The organism is Flagellimonas sp. MMG031, assembly GCF_040112705.1.
In the GTDB taxonomy this organism is placed as follows: domain Bacteria; phylum Bacteroidota; class Bacteroidia; order Flavobacteriales; family Flavobacteriaceae; genus Flagellimonas.
This window is the reverse complement of record NZ_CP157804.1, coordinates 2,600,324-2,614,643: the sequence shown is the minus strand read 5'-3', so window position 1 is coordinate 2,614,643 and position 14,320 is coordinate 2,600,324. Positions and strand designations below refer to the sequence as shown.

General features: G+C 44.8%; 13 protein-coding genes. 3 read left to right on the top strand and 10 right to left on the bottom strand.

The features are described 5' to 3' along the window. Positions 1 to 42 precede the first annotated feature (42 nt). Together ABNE31_RS11820 and uvrA are read right to left on the bottom strand one after the other, a co-directional pair. On the bottom strand, positions 43 to 729 hold the full coding sequence (locus ABNE31_RS11820) for a TIGR00730 family Rossman fold protein (RefSeq protein ID WP_179383786.1): 687 nt from the start codon (positions 727 to 729) through the stop codon (positions 43 to 45). A gap of 20 nt (positions 730 to 749) precedes the next feature. Beyond that, entirely contained in the window at positions 750 to 3,611 is a 2,862-nt protein-coding gene (gene uvrA, locus ABNE31_RS11815) for an excinuclease ABC subunit UvrA (RefSeq protein ID WP_349351282.1), read from the bottom strand. Between the two features lie 109 nt (positions 3,612 to 3,720). Between uvrA and ABNE31_RS11810 the strand changes: the two genes are divergently transcribed. Then, complete coding sequence (locus tag ABNE31_RS11810) at positions 3,721 to 4,656, top strand: nucleoside hydrolase (RefSeq protein ID WP_349351281.1); 936 nt, start codon at positions 3,721 to 3,723, stop codon at positions 4,654 to 4,656. Here the strand turns inward: ABNE31_RS11810 and ABNE31_RS11805 are convergent. Continuing rightward, the gene (locus tag ABNE31_RS11805) at positions 4,653 to 5,048 is read right to left on the bottom strand and encodes a hypothetical protein (protein WP_349351280.1); all 396 of its coding nucleotides are present in this window, start codon (positions 5,046 to 5,048) and stop codon (positions 4,653 to 4,655) included. The genes ABNE31_RS11810 and ABNE31_RS11805 overlap by 4 nt on opposite strands. Before the next feature lie 89 nt (positions 5,049 to 5,137). Then, complete coding sequence (locus ABNE31_RS11800; protein WP_349351279.1) at positions 5,138 to 6,400, bottom strand: APC family permease; 1,263 nt, start codon at positions 6,398 to 6,400, stop codon at positions 5,138 to 5,140. An 84-nt stretch (positions 6,401 to 6,484) separates the two neighbouring features. Between ABNE31_RS11800 and ABNE31_RS11795 the strand changes: the two genes are divergently transcribed. Next, positions 6,485 to 7,012 (top strand): hypothetical protein, encoded by a 528-nt coding sequence (locus ABNE31_RS11795; protein WP_349351278.1) that lies wholly within the window; start codon positions 6,485 to 6,487, stop codon positions 7,010 to 7,012. On the opposite strand, the gene ABNE31_RS11790 is transcribed toward ABNE31_RS11795, so the two are convergent. Continuing rightward, positions 7,013 to 7,789: a TIGR03915 family putative DNA repair protein gene (locus ABNE31_RS11790; protein WP_349351277.1), complete on the bottom strand. Its 777-nt coding sequence runs from the start codon at positions 7,787 to 7,789 to the stop codon at positions 7,013 to 7,015. A gap of 63 nt (positions 7,790 to 7,852) precedes the next feature. Further along, positions 7,853 to 9,115 carry a putative DNA modification/repair radical SAM protein gene (locus ABNE31_RS11785; protein ID WP_349351276.1) on the bottom strand — a complete coding sequence of 421 codons (1,263 nt, stop codon included), beginning with the start codon at positions 9,113 to 9,115 and terminating at the stop codon, positions 7,853 to 7,855. A 183-nt stretch (positions 9,116 to 9,298) separates the two neighbouring features. Here ABNE31_RS11785 and ABNE31_RS11780 point away from each other — a divergent pair, with 183 nt between their 5' ends. After that, positions 9,299 to 10,051 carry a S24 family peptidase gene (locus ABNE31_RS11780; protein ID WP_349353048.1) on the top strand — a complete coding sequence of 251 codons (753 nt, stop codon included), beginning with the start codon at positions 9,299 to 9,301 and terminating at the stop codon, positions 10,049 to 10,051. Positions 10,052 to 10,053: 2 nt separating this feature from the next. Here the strand turns inward: ABNE31_RS11780 and ABNE31_RS11775 are convergent, their stop codons facing one another. The 4 genes from ABNE31_RS11775 to ABNE31_RS11760 are packed head-to-tail and all read right to left on the bottom strand — an operon-like array spanning position 10,054 to position 14,295. Further along, entirely contained in the window at positions 10,054 to 11,049 is a 996-nt protein-coding gene (locus tag ABNE31_RS11775) for an SMP-30/gluconolactonase/LRE family protein (RefSeq protein WP_349351275.1), read from the bottom strand. 44 nt (positions 11,050 to 11,093) lie between these two features. Beyond that, a complete protein-coding gene (locus ABNE31_RS11770) occupies positions 11,094 to 12,020 on the bottom strand; it encodes a hypothetical protein (RefSeq protein WP_349351274.1) in 927 nt (308 codons plus the stop codon). A gap of 11 nt (positions 12,021 to 12,031) precedes the next feature. Further along, positions 12,032 to 13,714: a gamma-glutamyltransferase gene (gene ggt / locus ABNE31_RS11765; RefSeq protein WP_349351273.1), complete on the bottom strand. Its 1,683-nt coding sequence runs from the start codon at positions 13,712 to 13,714 to the stop codon at positions 12,032 to 12,034. Then, positions 13,702 to 14,295 carry an acyl carrier protein phosphodiesterase gene (locus ABNE31_RS11760; RefSeq protein ID WP_349351272.1) on the bottom strand — a complete coding sequence of 198 codons (594 nt, stop codon included), beginning with the start codon at positions 14,293 to 14,295 and terminating at the stop codon, positions 13,702 to 13,704. Before ABNE31_RS11760 ends, ggt begins: the two co-directional genes overlap by 13 nt. Positions 14,296 to 14,320 lie beyond the last annotated feature (25 nt).

The following is a 14,320-nucleotide window of genomic DNA, read 5'->3' as shown; positions in this document are numbered from 1 at the left end:
AACGCAAAGTAGTATTCTAGATGGGACCAATACCAAACGGGATTAAAAGTTGGGACTTAACGTTCGGCCTTTGTAGAAGGCATCAATGATTTCGATAACTTCATCCTCGGTATCCACCAATTTGATCAAGTCCAAATCCTTGGGGCTGATGTTGCCCTCTTCGACCAAGGTGTTTTTGATCCAGTCCATCAACCCTTTCCAGAATTCAGTACCGACCAAAATAATGGGAAACGTATGGATTTTATGTGTTTGGATAAGGGTAAGAGCCTCAAAAAACTCATCCAAGGTGCCAAAACCTCCCGGCATTACCACAAAACCTTGCGAATATTTCACAAACATTACCTTTCTAACGAAAAAGTAATCAAAATCCAAGCTTTTATCACTATCAATGAATGGATTGTCATGCTGCTCAAAAGGCAGGTCAATGTTCAACCCGACCGAGGTGCCGCCTGCCAAATTGGCCCCTTTGTTTCCCGCTTCCATAATCCCGGGTCCTCCACCGGTAATGACACCGTAGCCTGCTTCGGCAATCCGTTTGGCAATTTTCACGGCCAAATCATAGTAAGGATGGCCTTCGCGCACCCTTGCCGACCCAAAAATGGAGACGCATGGCCCAATAACGCTCATTTTTTCAAATCCATTGACGAACTCGCCCATAATCTTAAATATGGCCCACGAATCGTTCGTCTTTATCTCATTCCATCCTTTGGAATGTTGTTCTTTTCGCATTTGCATAGTACTTCTATTGTTTAAACTGCGCTTTTTATGTTCTGTTTTGTGCTCTCCAATTCTTTCTTCAAAAATCGAGCCGTGTAACTTTTCTTGTCCTTGGCCACCTCTTCAGGGGTGCCGGTTGCAACCACTTCGCCACCTCCCTTACCGCCTTCGTATCCAATATCGATAATATGGTCCATCATTTTAATGACATCCATGTTGTGTTCAATGACCAAAATGGTGTTTCCTTTGTCCACCAGTCGGTCGAGTACTTCCATAAGTACCCTAATGTCTTCAAAGTGCAAGCCGGTTGTAGGTTCGTCGAGGATATAAAACGTGTTCCCGGTATCCCGTTTGGAAAGCTCCGTGGCCAATTTGACCCGTTGTGCTTCTCCTCCGGAGAGAGTAGTGGACTGTTGTCCCAATGATATATAACCCAAACCTACATCTTTTATTGTTTTGAGCTTACGATGAATTTTTGGAATGTTCTCAAAAAAATCAACAGCCTCATTAATGGTCATTTCCAGCACGTCGGCAATGGACTTTCCTTTGTAACGGATTTCTAGTGTTTCCCGGTTGAATCTTTTACCGTTGCAGGTTTCACATTCCACATATACATCGGGCAAAAAGTTCATTTCAATCACTTTAAGCCCTCCACCTTGGCAGGTTTCGCACCTACCACCGGCCACATTAAAACTGAATCGGCCCGGTTTATAACCACGAATGGTGGCCTCCGTAGTTTTGGCGAAAAGCGATCGTATTTCACTAAAAACCCCGGTATACGTAGCGGGATTGGACCTCGGGGTACGTCCGATAGGGGATTGGTTGATATCGATGACCTTATCGATATGCTCCAGCCCCATGATTTTTTTGTAGGGCATCGGTTTTTTGACCCCATTAAAGTAGTGGGCGTTCATAATGGGGTAGAGGGTTTCGTTGACCAAAGTGGATTTTCCACTTCCCGAAACACCTGTGACCCCAATGAGTTTTCCCAAAGGGAAATCCACGGTCACATTTTTAAGATTGTTTCCTGTGCATCCGGAAAGGGTAATTTTTTTGCCCGTTCCCTTGCGCCTCTTTTCTGGAACAGGAATCTCCAATTCTCCGGTGATGTATTGTGCGGTGAGCGTATGCTGGTCTATCAGTTCCTTTGGTTTTCCTTGTGATATGATTTCGCCGCCGTGTTTTCCCGCTTTGGGGCCAATATCGATAACGTGGTCCGCACTTTCGATCATATCACGGTCATGCTCCACTACGATAACCGAATTGCCGATATCACGCAGGGACTCCAAGGAATGGATCAAACGTTCATTGTCCCGTTGGTGCAGACCAATACTGGGTTCGTCCAGAATGTAGAGTACTCCCACCAATTGGGAGCCTATTTGTGTAGCCAATCGTATGCGTTGGGCCTCACCTCCCGATAATGATTTAGAACTACGGTTGAGCGACAGGTAATCCAATCCAACATCCAACAAAAAACCAACACGGGCCTTGATTTCCTTAATGATTTCCTCAGCGATTTTTTTCTGGTTGCCTTCCAAGGTATCCTCCAAATGTTGAAAGAAATCCGCCAACTCGTTGATGTCCATTTCGGCCAGCTCCGCAATGTTTTTTCCATCCACTTTAAAATAGAGCGACTCCTTGCGTAATCGGGAACCTTCACAGGACGGGCATTTCACTTTGTCCATATAGTCTTTGGCCCATCGTTTTATGGAAGTGGAGTTCGCTTCTTCATATTGGGTTTTGATGAAATTGGAAATCCCTTCGTAATCGATTTTGTACTGCCGTTTGACGCCCAAACTTTTGGAATCGACCTCAAAACTTTCCTTTCCGCCGTTCAGAATAACGTCCATGGCCTCCTTCGGAATCTTTTCAATAGCATCGGAAAGGTCAAAATTGTAGCGCTGGGCTATGGTCTCCAACTGTTTAAAGGCCCACGACTTTTTGTATTCCCCGAGCGGAGCCAGTCCACCGGCTTTGATGGATATTTTTTTGTTGGGGATGATTTTGTTCTCGTTTACTTGATACACATGGCCCAATCCGCTGCATTCGGGGCACATTCCCTTGGGTGAATTGAACGAAAAGGTGTTGGGCTCAGGAGTGGGATAGGAGATGCCCGAAGTGGGGCACATTAAATCCCGACTAAAGTACCGTGGCACTTTTTCGCCCTCTTCCAAGACCATCAGCACATTATCGCCGCTGTACATGGCCGTATTGATGGTTTCGCTCAATCGCTTGTGAAAATCCTCGCTGTCACCCACTTTCAATCTATCGATTACAATCTCAATATCGTGCGTTTTGTAGCGGTCGACCTTCATGCCTTTGGTGATGTCCACTATTTCGCCATCGACCCTTACCTTAACGAAACCTTGCTTCGCAATCTGTTCAAAAAGTTCACGGTAATGTCCTTTTCTGGATTTGATGACCGGGGCAAGCACATTGATTTTTTTGTCCTTGTAGGTTTCAATGATCAAATCTTTGATTTGTTCATCGCTGTAGCTTACCATTTTTTCGCCCGTGTTGTAACTGTAGGCGTCCCCGGCACGTGCAAAAAGCAATCTTAAAAAATCGTAGACTTCGGTGATGGTCCCTACCGTGGAGCGCGGTGATTTGGAGGTGGTCTTTTGCTCTATGGCGATAACAGGCGATAGCCCGTCGATTTTGTCCACATCGGGACGCTCCAGTCCACCCAAGAACTGACGGGCGTAGGCCGAAAAGGTTTCGATGTATCTACGTTGTCCCTCCGCATAAATGGTATCAAAGGCCAGTGATGATTTTCCGCTTCCCGAAAGCCCTGTAATCACTACTAATTTTTCCCGGGGAATGGTGACATCTATATTTTTAAGGTTATGGACCCGAGCACCCTTAACCTCAATATGTTCTTCGTAATTGATCATAAATCATAGCAAACCTCAAATGTAGCGATTTGGGATGTAAAAAGGAAGCCAACGCCCATTACCATTTTGATAAAATAAGCAGTAAGTTTAACAAATCAAATTATCGAAAATGAACCTTAAGCCAGTATCCGTCCGAATCTTGGTGCTTGTATTTTTCCTCAGCTGCTCTGCACTTGTACTTGGACAAACAAGGCAAGTCATTGTGGATGCCGATACGGGCAATGAGGTGGACGATTTTTACGCCCTCGTCCGAATTCTGGCAGATTCCACAGTAGAAGTGACCGCTTTGAATGCGGCACATTGGCAAACCAGCCATTGGGCTGTGGACAGGACGATGGAAAATAGCCACCGCCTGAACCAACAGCTTCTGGGAGAAATGGATTTGCAGATCAGGACTTTGCGCGGGGCCCCCGCCCGTATGTACGATTGGGGCGATAGGGCGCAACACTCGGCCGCAGCCTACGAAATTATAGCCCAAGCGGAGCAAAAGGATAGGGTAACTATTTTGGTTTTGGGTGCTTTGACCAATGTCGCCTCAGCGGTGTTCATTCGACCGGAAATCGTAGAAAAGCTTGAAGTATATTGGTTGGGTACGACCATGGATTTTGATACCGGTGTTCTGAAGCGAAACGATTTCAATCCGCTGATGGACCCTTTTGCGCTGGATTATCTGCTGGATTCAAGAGTTACCATGAACATTATGCCCATTAATGTAGCAGTGGATATGGAAATTGATTATGATGAACTGTCCAGTAAGATTGGAAATAATGCGTTGGGCCGCTTTTTGATAAAACGATGGGACGACCATTTGGACGGCTCACGACAAAGTAGGGTGCTTTGGGACTTGGCATTAACGGCGGCTTACCTAAGGCCCGAACTGGCAAAAAGCATATTGGTTCGGACTTCACGTGACAGTGGGAATAGGGACATTATTTTTTATAGCAGCATAGACGCAAAGGCCATTTATCAAGATTTTTATAAGATATTGGCGGATTTTCAAGACCTATTAAAAGAAAAAAATATTGAACGCAAAGTACCAAATTAAATAATCAATCTTACACCGCCGAGATCTTGTAGTGGATAGGGGAATTTATCTCCGGGACTTCCAATGAACATAAAATTGATAGGGATATTCCAACGGTTGGAGAGTTCTTTGATTAAATCGGGTGTAAACTCTCCGTTGAGTTGAATGAATTCAATTTTAATTTCAGGATATTCCCTGTCCAATACATTTAAATCAGAAACAAAACTGTCTGCGGCCTTCTCTCCTTCTGGAAAAACAGAGACAATCTTCAATTTACGGGTGTGCTCGTTATTTCGGATGTATAGCAAAACTTTGTTCAAGGCAGAAACATCATCCTTCTTCGTGAAGTACACGAACTCCTGATCGTTGATACGGTCTATTACTCGATTGATACTATGATAAGATTTTACCATAAAGCGATTGATGGGGTCCAAAAAATATCGAATAAGGCGTAAAAGAAGTTTTAGTAAAGCGGTTCGGTTCAGCATCACCAAGACTAAGGCTATGGTAGGAATAAATATTCCATGAAAACTGCCAGATAATCTGGATTTAGTATAATATTACCCACCAATGCAGTAATTACGGCCAATATAGCAATCAACAACGAAAGCCACCCGGAGCGTTCTGGACGTGGGAGGTTTTTCCGCCTTACTTTCAACAGAATGTTCCCAATCCCAAAAAGGGCCATTACGGACAAGAACGCTATGGTATAAACTCCGGCCAAGGCTTCCAGGTTTCCTTCCGTAATCAATAGGATCGAAACACAGAGCATAAAAAATACGATTGCAATACGATAGGTGCTACCGTTCCTGTTCCGCTTCAATAAAAAAGGAGGAAGGATTCTGTCCAAAGTGATACGCTCCACCAAACCGGACACTCCGACGAAAGAGGTGAGCACAGCACCGCTCAGCACCAATACGGCATCCAGCGACACTAAAAAAGAGAGCCAACCACCGCTGACCTGATTTCCCATAATGGACAATAAGGCCTCGCTATTGGACTCTATTTCTGAAATGGGCAAAACGGCCAGGGCCAAAAATGCAATCAACGGATTAAAAATGGTAACCACGATCCACATATTGCGCAAGGTTTTTGGAAACACCCCTTTCTTTTGTTCCTCCACAAAGTTGGCAGAGCTTTCAAATCCACTAATACCAAGCATGGCCGCAGAAAATCCAAAGAACAATGCCATGGTTAGTGCACCGTGCTTTACCGGTTGGGCGTTATTGTCGCTAAAAACTCCCCAACCATGTTCAAAAAGATACATCCCGGCAAAGGAGGATAGCAGAATGAGTGAAGACAGGTGGAAGATGAAAATGGCAATAGCCACTTTTGAAGATTCCCCAATACCGATGATGACCAAACCCATAAAAATGGCCAAAAGACCAATTGTTGCCAAAATAACAGGTAATTGCGGGACAATGTTTTTGAGATATGCCATGGCTTCATTGGCTGAAATAACGGCTGTAGCCATATATGATAATAGGGTCAGGGATGCTGCCAAAGAAGCCATTCCCTTGCTAGTCGTGTTAAGTAATGCGTTGTAGGCGCCGCCGTTCATGGGTAATGCTCCAACGACCTCACCATAAATTTTTCGAAATAAAAAAAGAACGACACCAACGATTAATAAAGAAATCCAAGCATATTGCCCCGCATGTAAAACGGCCAAAGCGGATACGTACAGGCATGAAGAACTGATGTCGTTACCACTTATAGAAGTTGAGGCCAACTCCCCGAGCTTTGCTCTTATTTTTTGTGGTTCCATGAAAATTTGGTTTATAAAACCATTCTCGAAGTTAGGGCAAACAATCAAAAATTCTAAATTTGAACATAGAAAATTAGGGCAATTATGAAAATTTTAGGCATTGGCTCCAGAATCGAGCATCCCGAGTACGGCAAAGGTGTAGTCACCAATGTATCATCCAAGCACTATTGGGTCACTTTTATGGAAAATGGATTGGAAACCATTGATTTGGATGCGGATTTTGAAGTGATTGAAGGTGTGGAAGACGAAGTGGACAGCGTCAGTTTTTTTGATGTGGAACGCTCCTTGGTCAAGATTTTGGAAAAATGGAGCGATACACACGAAAAAGTGCCAATGGCGGATAAGTGGAAAGGGGGCAAGCTTATTTTGGACCCTGGGGATGGCACGGCCAGCAAAGAAATGCCAATAGATACCTTTTTTCATAAGATTGTAATGGTGCGTGACCGTATTCGGGTGATGGAACAAAAAATCAATAGCAGCAAAAACTTGGACGACCAAGAAAAAGTGGACTTACAACAATATATTACTCGCATTTATGGCAGCTTGACTAGTTTTAATGTGCTGTTCAAAGCCAAAAGCGACCATTTTGTGGGGGAGAAGGGGAAGGGCTGATCAAACTGCCTCTTTCTTCTCACTTAAATACTTCCAATACCTTTTGGGCACATGTTGTACATGCAATTTGGGGTTGATACGCGATGCAATATTAGTGCTCTTAAAATAATCGTTCCAAAGGGTCTGGTATTCGTATTCCTCATTCGCAAAGGCAGCGCTTTTCACCGTTCTGTTGTGATGGATGTCCTTTAGGTTTAGGGATACCATTTCCACATGGTCCAAGTCATAATAAATTCCGTAGCTGCGCTTTACGTCATAAATCAACCACTTTTGGTCCGCGTAGCGGTCACGAAAGTGCTTGGAGATTAAGGGCAATACGTCAAAATCGGGTTCAATATTGGCGAAGTAGATGCCATCTTTGGTCAACTGAAACCTTACAAAGGCCTCCATGCGGTGCTTTTCGCGTCCTACCTTTTTGGCCAGTTGGGCAATGTGCAACACCGTGGAATCTGAGTAATCCATATATTTCCCGTTTTTGTCTCGCATCAATTTTTGGATATAGTTGTACAACAGCAGCTCTATCCCTTCGGTTTCGCTCAAAAAGGCAAAATACACATTGGAAATGGCATTGTGACTCTTGTTTCGGATACCGTTCCAGACCCGTTTCGCCTTTTCCACATGGGTAAACACCGTTTCGGTTTCCGAAAACAGCCCGCTATGGGCCTGATGGTTCTTTTGAATATCGGCCACATTGATTTTTTCATCAAAGGCAACAAAGACGGCGGTCAGGAATCCGTTGAAACTGCCATCGTACACTAAGGTTGTTGAAGCGTTCATAACACCTACTTTTTTTGGTTTTTTGAAGTCATTTTAACTGACTCATTTATCAATTGTCCATTTCTAATTGAATAGGGACAATTGCGTACTGTACTGATTCCGAAATTTCCCGGTGGAATGTTGCAGAATCATACCTTTTATCTTCTCCGCATCCAAATCACGGCGTTCCCAGAAGCGGGAGTCGCACACCATAAAATATTGGGCACGGTTGAGGGCCACTCCCATTTTTTTGAGATGGTCCCAGTTCAATTTTCGAAACTTTCTAGCCTTTACAATTTTGTCCACGGACCGCAGTCCGATACCGGGTATCCGTGCAAGCAGGCGTTTATCTGCTGAATTCACGTCCACCGGAAAGTGGTGCAGGTTGCGCAGGGCCCATGAAAGTTTGGGGTCGACCTCCATGTCCAAATTAGGATGTTCGTTGTTCAGCAGTTCCTTTACCGAAAAACCATAAAACCGCAATAGCCAATCCGTTTGATATAGTCGGTTCTCCCGCAACATGGGCACTTGGGTCCCAATGGCTGGCAAACGTGAATCGTGGGTCACCGGCACATAACCCGAATAATAGACCCGTTTCATGTTGTAGGTTTTGTAATAATAGGTAGCGGAATACATGATGTCCTTATCCGATTCTCCTGATGCACCTACAATCATTTGGGTGCTCTGACCAGCTGGGGCATACTTTGGTGTACTTTTAATGATTTTACGTTCCGAGGTGTAGCGAACGATTTCATTTTTCACCTTTTCCATGGGTTTGGTAAAATCCTCGTGCTTTTTGTCGGGAGCCAACAGTTTAAGTCCTGAAACCGTTGGCACTTCAATATTTACGGAAAGTCTATCTGCATAGAGTCCCGCCTCGTACATCAATTCGTCACTTGCCCCTGGAATGGACTTTAAATGAATGTAACCGTTGAAGTTTTCCTCTTCGCGGAGCTTTTTGGCCACCGCAATCAAGCGCTCCATGGTGTGGTCGGGACTTTTAAATATCCCGGAACTCAAAAAAAGCCCTTCGATATAGTTTCTTCTGTAAAAATTAATGGTCAGATCAACTACTTCCTGTACCTTGAAAGCTGCCCTTGGAACATCGTTGCTTTTCCGTGTCACACAATAGGCGCAATCAAAAATACAGTGGTTAGTAAGCAGGATCTTTAAAAGAGACACGCAACGTCCATCCGCAGTATAGCTATGGCAAATTCCCATTTTGGAAGCGTTCCCCAACCCCTTGTTTGCGTTGGTTCGGTTACTTCCGCTACTGGCGCAGGAAACATCGTATTTGGCGGCATCCGCTAGAATGTTCAGTTTTTCTCGAATTCTTTCAAAGTTCATATCTTGGAAATATTCCAATCAAAAATATGGAAAAATTCCAAATATTGGAAATAATCCATAAAAAGTTTTGGAAATAATCCAAATACCCTATATTTGAGAATAGATTGTCCCTATCATTGCTTTCGAGATTAAAATGCTGCATAATGTCTCGACTGCGCTGGACAGGACATTATTGACTAGATGATGGAAAATGAAATAACCCTTAAACGATTTACCGACATCCGAAGGGAACTCGGATACACCCAAACAGAGTTCGCCCAATTGTTGGGTGTTAAAAATACGACTGCCGATATTGAACGGGGTAGGACCAGGCTGTCCGGAAAAGTAGTTGCTGAACTTTTAAAACAGTTCAAAATCAACCCTTTATGGTTGTTTGGTGAAAGTGACCAAAAGCATTTGGACACTTCAAAAACCAGTGTCATTCCCAAGGTGGTCACCGTGGATAATTCCGATAACGACAACATGGTGATGGTCAATGCCAAGGCAGCAGCGGGGTATCCACAAAATATTTCCGATACCAGCTGGTACCGACAATTACCAGCTTTTGATATGCCCATTCCTGAATTTCGCAATGCGACCTATCGTGGCTTTCAGGTGGAGGGCGATAGTATGCTCCCCAATTTGAGACCCAATGATTGGGTTCTTGCACGAGCCATCGAGCACATCGACCATGTGAGTCCCAATAAAATGTACGTTGTTGTGCTTCAGGATTCGGTAATGGTGAAAAAGATTGAACGAAAACCGAACTCCAATAACATTACCTTGGTTTCTCTCAACGAGACCTATCCGCCTTACGAAATCAAACCTTTCCAAATCCAAGAAATTTGGGAGGTAAGCAGCAAATTGACTTTCAACGTGGATGCCACTACGGAAACCGGCTTGTTGAAGCAGTTACAGCAGTCCATGGAAGAGCTCAAGAGACAAATTGCCAAGTAAAATTAGAAGCCTACCCCAGTGGTTTTCGTTTGAATTCGCATCAAATAGGAGTGGGCGGTCATGTACAGTACCGAACCATCGTCGCCCCAAGCACAGTTAGCGGTGCGTTGTCCGGTGGCGATGCGCCCCAAAAGCTTACCGCTTTCCGTGATAATCAATACACCTCCTGGTCCGGTCGAAAAAATAGTCCCATCTTTGGCAACTTTGAGACCATCCAAGGACCCGATCAAACCTTCTTCCAGCAAGGGGGACGCATCAAAAAAGATACGACCTTGCTGCAGAGTGCCATCAGGCTGAACCTGGTAGGCCATAATATATGGTGCCGCATTATCGGATTGATTGACGTATAGAATTTTTTCATCAGGGGAGAGGGCAATCCCATTGGGGCGGGAAAGATTCCCAACAACCCTATCCACCTGCCCATTCTTATCAATTTTATACACGCCAAAGGCATCCATTTCACGGGTTTTGGAATTTTGTTGCTGTGGAAGTCCATAGGGAGGGTCGGTGAAATAATAGGTGCCATTCGAGCTTTGTACAATATCGTTGGGACTATTGAACCGCTTGCCTTCCCAATGGTCAGCAATGGTTATTTTCCCTCCATTTGACAAAGGCATTCGAGAAACTCTACGGTCGCCATGTTCGCAGGATACCAACTCGCCTTGTTGGTTTATGATGAGTCCGTTACTGCCGGGCTCATGACTGTAAGGCAAAACGCCCGTATATCCTGAGGGTTTCAAAAATTCGGAAATCCCTTCGCCCTCTTTCCATTTAAAAATGGTATTCTGTGGTACATCTGAAAACAGCAGGAAGCCGCCATCTTTCACCCATACAGGTCCTTCGGACCAGATGTACCCATCGGCCAGCACTTCAATGGTTGCATGTTGATCAACATAATCATAAAAGGCTTCGTCCAGAGCCACCAATTCACCTGTCGTTTGCCGTTGGGCCATGCAGCCCAATACCACAAACATCAATGCGTATCGTACGATTTTCATTTTAAAATTGTTTTTCGTAGGTCATGTTCAATCAGGCTTTCCAATCAGGCCTGTTGCATCAAACAGCTATTTTTTATTGCTTTTGCCAGCAGACCGGCTGCTTCAGGTTTTAAGCGGAACCACAGTTCGGGTTCAAAAATTTCCAGCTCGGCCAAGGCCCAATTTCCATCATTGTCCTTAAAGATATCCACCCGTGCATACATGGGCAATTGTGGAGCCGCGTGAACCACAGTTTGCGCAAAGGCAATCTGCTCTTCAGTAGGTTGGTATTCGTGCACGGTTCCCCCAAAATCGTCCTGTACCCTAAAATCACCCGCTTTGGCTATTTTTAATACGGCATGAGTGAATGTTCCGTTGAATAGCATCATGGAAATCTCTCCTTCGGATACAATATGGTGCTGAAATTCTTGAAGCATTAATGCTTCTTCCGCAATCAATTCCTTAAAAATGGATTCATGTTTGCCAATTTCGTCTTTCCCTATTTTATAGGTATGGCGGGCAGCCCCCGAAACACAAGGTTTTAGAATAAAAGTATCCGATGCGAATCCGTACTCCAGCTGTGTTTTGGCAACGGCTTCGGCAAGGGTAATGCTTGAATCTTTTTCAATGAAAAGCGTTTTGGGAATGGTCACCCCGGCCTTGGACAGGTCTTGCAAATAGTGCTTATCGATGTTCCAGCGGATGAGTTCCTTGGAGTTTATGAACTGTGTTTGTTGTGAAGCTTGCTCGAGCCATTTGGAAAAGTCGGCAAAGCGGTCAAAATAGTCCCAAGTGGTGCGAAATAGCGCAAATCGGGTAGTGGACCAATCAAAATCGGAGTCGTCCCAAGCTTTTCGGCCTACGGTCAACCCTTCATTTTGCATAGCTTCCACGACCAATCGGTCCTCCAAAAGTACATTTTCAATATAAGGAGTCTTTTTTGTTGGGGACACATATCTATGGTCCGTCAATACCACAACATCAAATTGCATAGGGCTGAAATTTAGAATCCTACGGCGGTGTCATCGCCACGTTTGTCCGCCCCGCCTTCCAGTCTTCCATCGGGAAGCACCCGGATGGCATCTACCTTACCAATGATTGGAGTACGTTCCTCGTTGATAATGTATCCTTTGGACTTTAATTGTTCCTTGAGTTCATCCGAAAAACCTTCGGGTTCAAAAATCACCATATCGGGCAGCCATTGATGGTGAAAACGAGGTGCGTTCACCGCCTCTTGCATACTCAGGTTGAATTCGTACACATTAAGAATGGTCTGTGCGACTGCTGTGATAATCGTGGAACCTCCTGGAGTTCCTACCACCATGTACAGTTTGCCATCCTTTTCCACAATGGTGGGTGTCATGCTGCTGAGCATGCGTTTTTCGGGTTGAATACTGTTCGCTTCGGCACCAATGAGTCCAAACATATTCGGAACCCCTGGTTTGGCACTAAAATCGTCCATTTCGTTATTCAAAAAGAAACCAAGTTCTTCGCAATACAGCTTGGAACCATAGCCTCCGTTTAGGGTAGAGGTGACCGAGACCGCATTACCTTCGCTATCCACAATGGAAAAATGGGTGGTCTGTGCGCTCTCAACAATTTCGACCTCGCCATGGCTTACCTCGGAGGACAGGGTAGCCTTGTCAAAAGAGAAATTGGCCATCCGTTCCTGAATGTATTCATCGTTCAACAACATATCGTAAGGAATCTCCACAAAATCAGGGTCCCCCAAATAGAAGTTACGGTCGGCGTAGGCTCTTCGTGAGGCCTCGGTAAATAATTGGATGGTCTTCGCCGAGTTATGCCCGTACTTGGCCACTTCGTAGGGCTCCATCATTTTGAATATTTGATTGATGGTAACGCCACCGCTGCTCGGTGGACTCATGGAAATCACCTTAATGTCCTTGTAGTTAAAAACGATGGGGTCGCGCCAAACGGCCTCATATTTTTCTAGGTCTTCAGTGGTAATCAAACCGCCATTTTCTTGCACGAAATTGGCCAATTTTTGGGCCACTTCACCTTTATAAAATCCATCGCGCCCTTCTTCCATAATTTTTTGAAGTGTTTTCGCGTAGGTCGGATATTTGATGGTGTCGCCTGCGGTAAAAGGTCCCGCAAATTTGGTGCTATCGCTATTTGCCTTGATGAAATCCTCACGATAACCCGCAAGACGTTCTGCCTGCTTCTCCGTAACCACAACGCCTTTATTGGCCAATGCAATGATAGGTTCAATGATTTCCTTTAGCGGTAATTTTCCAAATTTTCTATGGACTTCCAACACACCTGCTACGGTTCCGGGTACGCCTACGGCGGTGCCGCCCGAAGTGCTCAAGCCAGGGATAACGTTGCCCAAGGAGTCCAAATACATATCTTTGTGGGCGGCGAGGGGTGCCTTTTCCCGATAATCGATGCCGCCGACTTCGCCATTGCTTTTGCGATAGACCATAAAACCGCCTCCGCCCACACTGCCGGCAAAAGGGTAGGCTATGACCAAGCTAAGCTCGGTAGCCACCATGGCATCAAAGGCATTACCACCTTTTTTCATGATGTCCGCGGCCAATTGGGAGGCTTCCTCCCGTGCGGAAACGACCATGGCTTTTTCAGTGACCAGTCCGGTTGGCGTTGCGGGTTGCTGCTTACAATTGATGAATAGGAGCAAGGGCAAAAAGAGTATCAGTCTTCGCATAGGGCAATAAATTTTTGGTTGGAAAAGGTAATCAATTCTTTAAAAAAGTCGGTGAACTCGTTTTCAAATTCCTCATAATGTTCCTCCAGGTCCAAAATGGCAAAATTCATTCGGGATTTGTTCTTGGTCCGTCGGTTCATGCCATTGAGCACGCGTTGGATTCCCGCTAGATTGGCATAGTTGAGCAGCCAGTTATCGGCAATCATGTAGGGCATCATCCGTTTGGTGGCCATGGGCAGAATATCGTAATTGTCTTCCAGCAAATCATAGAAGTTTTCTACATAATCGGCCAAGGAAACATCGGAATAATCCGTCCAATTCTTAGCCAAAAAGTGGTCATAATAAATATCGACAATCACACGGCTGTAGTGACTGTAGTTTTTGTGTAAACGTTTGCTGCTTTGTCTTGCGATGGGATGGGCATCGGTAAAAGTGTCTATTTCCCGATGCAGCAGGATGCCTTTTTGTATTCTGTCAGGAAAATGATGGTACTTATTTCCACGGATATGGTCGGCAAAAAAATTGCCCAAAGTGATTTCCTTATCATCGAACGATAAATAAATATGTGCTAAGAAGTTCATCGGGGCAAATTCCTTTTCCAACGAA

Coding starts and splice junctions, on each gene's coding strand:
- ABNE31_RS11820 (WP_179383786.1), bottom strand. CDS start 729: ATGCGAAAAGAACAACATTCCAAAGGATGGAATGAGATAAAGACGAAC.
- uvrA (WP_349351282.1), bottom strand. CDS start 3,611: ATGATCAATTACGAAGAACATATTGAGGTTAAGGGTGCTCGGGTCCAT.
- ABNE31_RS11810 (WP_349351281.1), top strand. CDS start 3,721: ATGAACCTTAAGCCAGTATCCGTCCGAATCTTGGTGCTTGTATTTTTC.
- ABNE31_RS11805 (WP_349351280.1), bottom strand. CDS start 5,048: ATGGTAAAATCTTATCATAGTATCAATCGAGTAATAGACCGTATCAAC.
- ABNE31_RS11800 (WP_349351279.1), bottom strand. CDS start 6,400: ATGGAACCACAAAAAATAAGAGCAAAGCTCGGGGAGTTGGCCTCAACT.
- ABNE31_RS11795 (WP_349351278.1), top strand. CDS start 6,485: ATGAAAATTTTAGGCATTGGCTCCAGAATCGAGCATCCCGAGTACGGC.
- ABNE31_RS11790 (WP_349351277.1), bottom strand. CDS start 7,789: ATGAACGCTTCAACAACCTTAGTGTACGATGGCAGTTTCAACGGATTC.
- ABNE31_RS11785 (WP_349351276.1), bottom strand. CDS start 9,115: ATGAACTTTGAAAGAATTCGAGAAAAACTGAACATTCTAGCGGATGCC.
- ABNE31_RS11780 (WP_349353048.1), top strand. CDS start 9,299: ATGGAAAATGAAATAACCCTTAAACGATTTACCGACATCCGAAGGGAA.
- ABNE31_RS11775 (WP_349351275.1), bottom strand. CDS start 11,049: ATGAAAATCGTACGATACGCATTGATGTTTGTGGTATTGGGCTGCATG.
- ABNE31_RS11770 (WP_349351274.1), bottom strand. CDS start 12,020: ATGCAATTTGATGTTGTGGTATTGACGGACCATAGATATGTGTCCCCA.
- ggt (WP_349351273.1), bottom strand. CDS start 13,714: ATGCGAAGACTGATACTCTTTTTGCCCTTGCTCCTATTCATCAATTGT.
- ABNE31_RS11760 (WP_349351272.1), bottom strand. CDS start 14,295: ATGAACTTCTTAGCACATATTTATTTATCGTTCGATGATAAGGAAATC.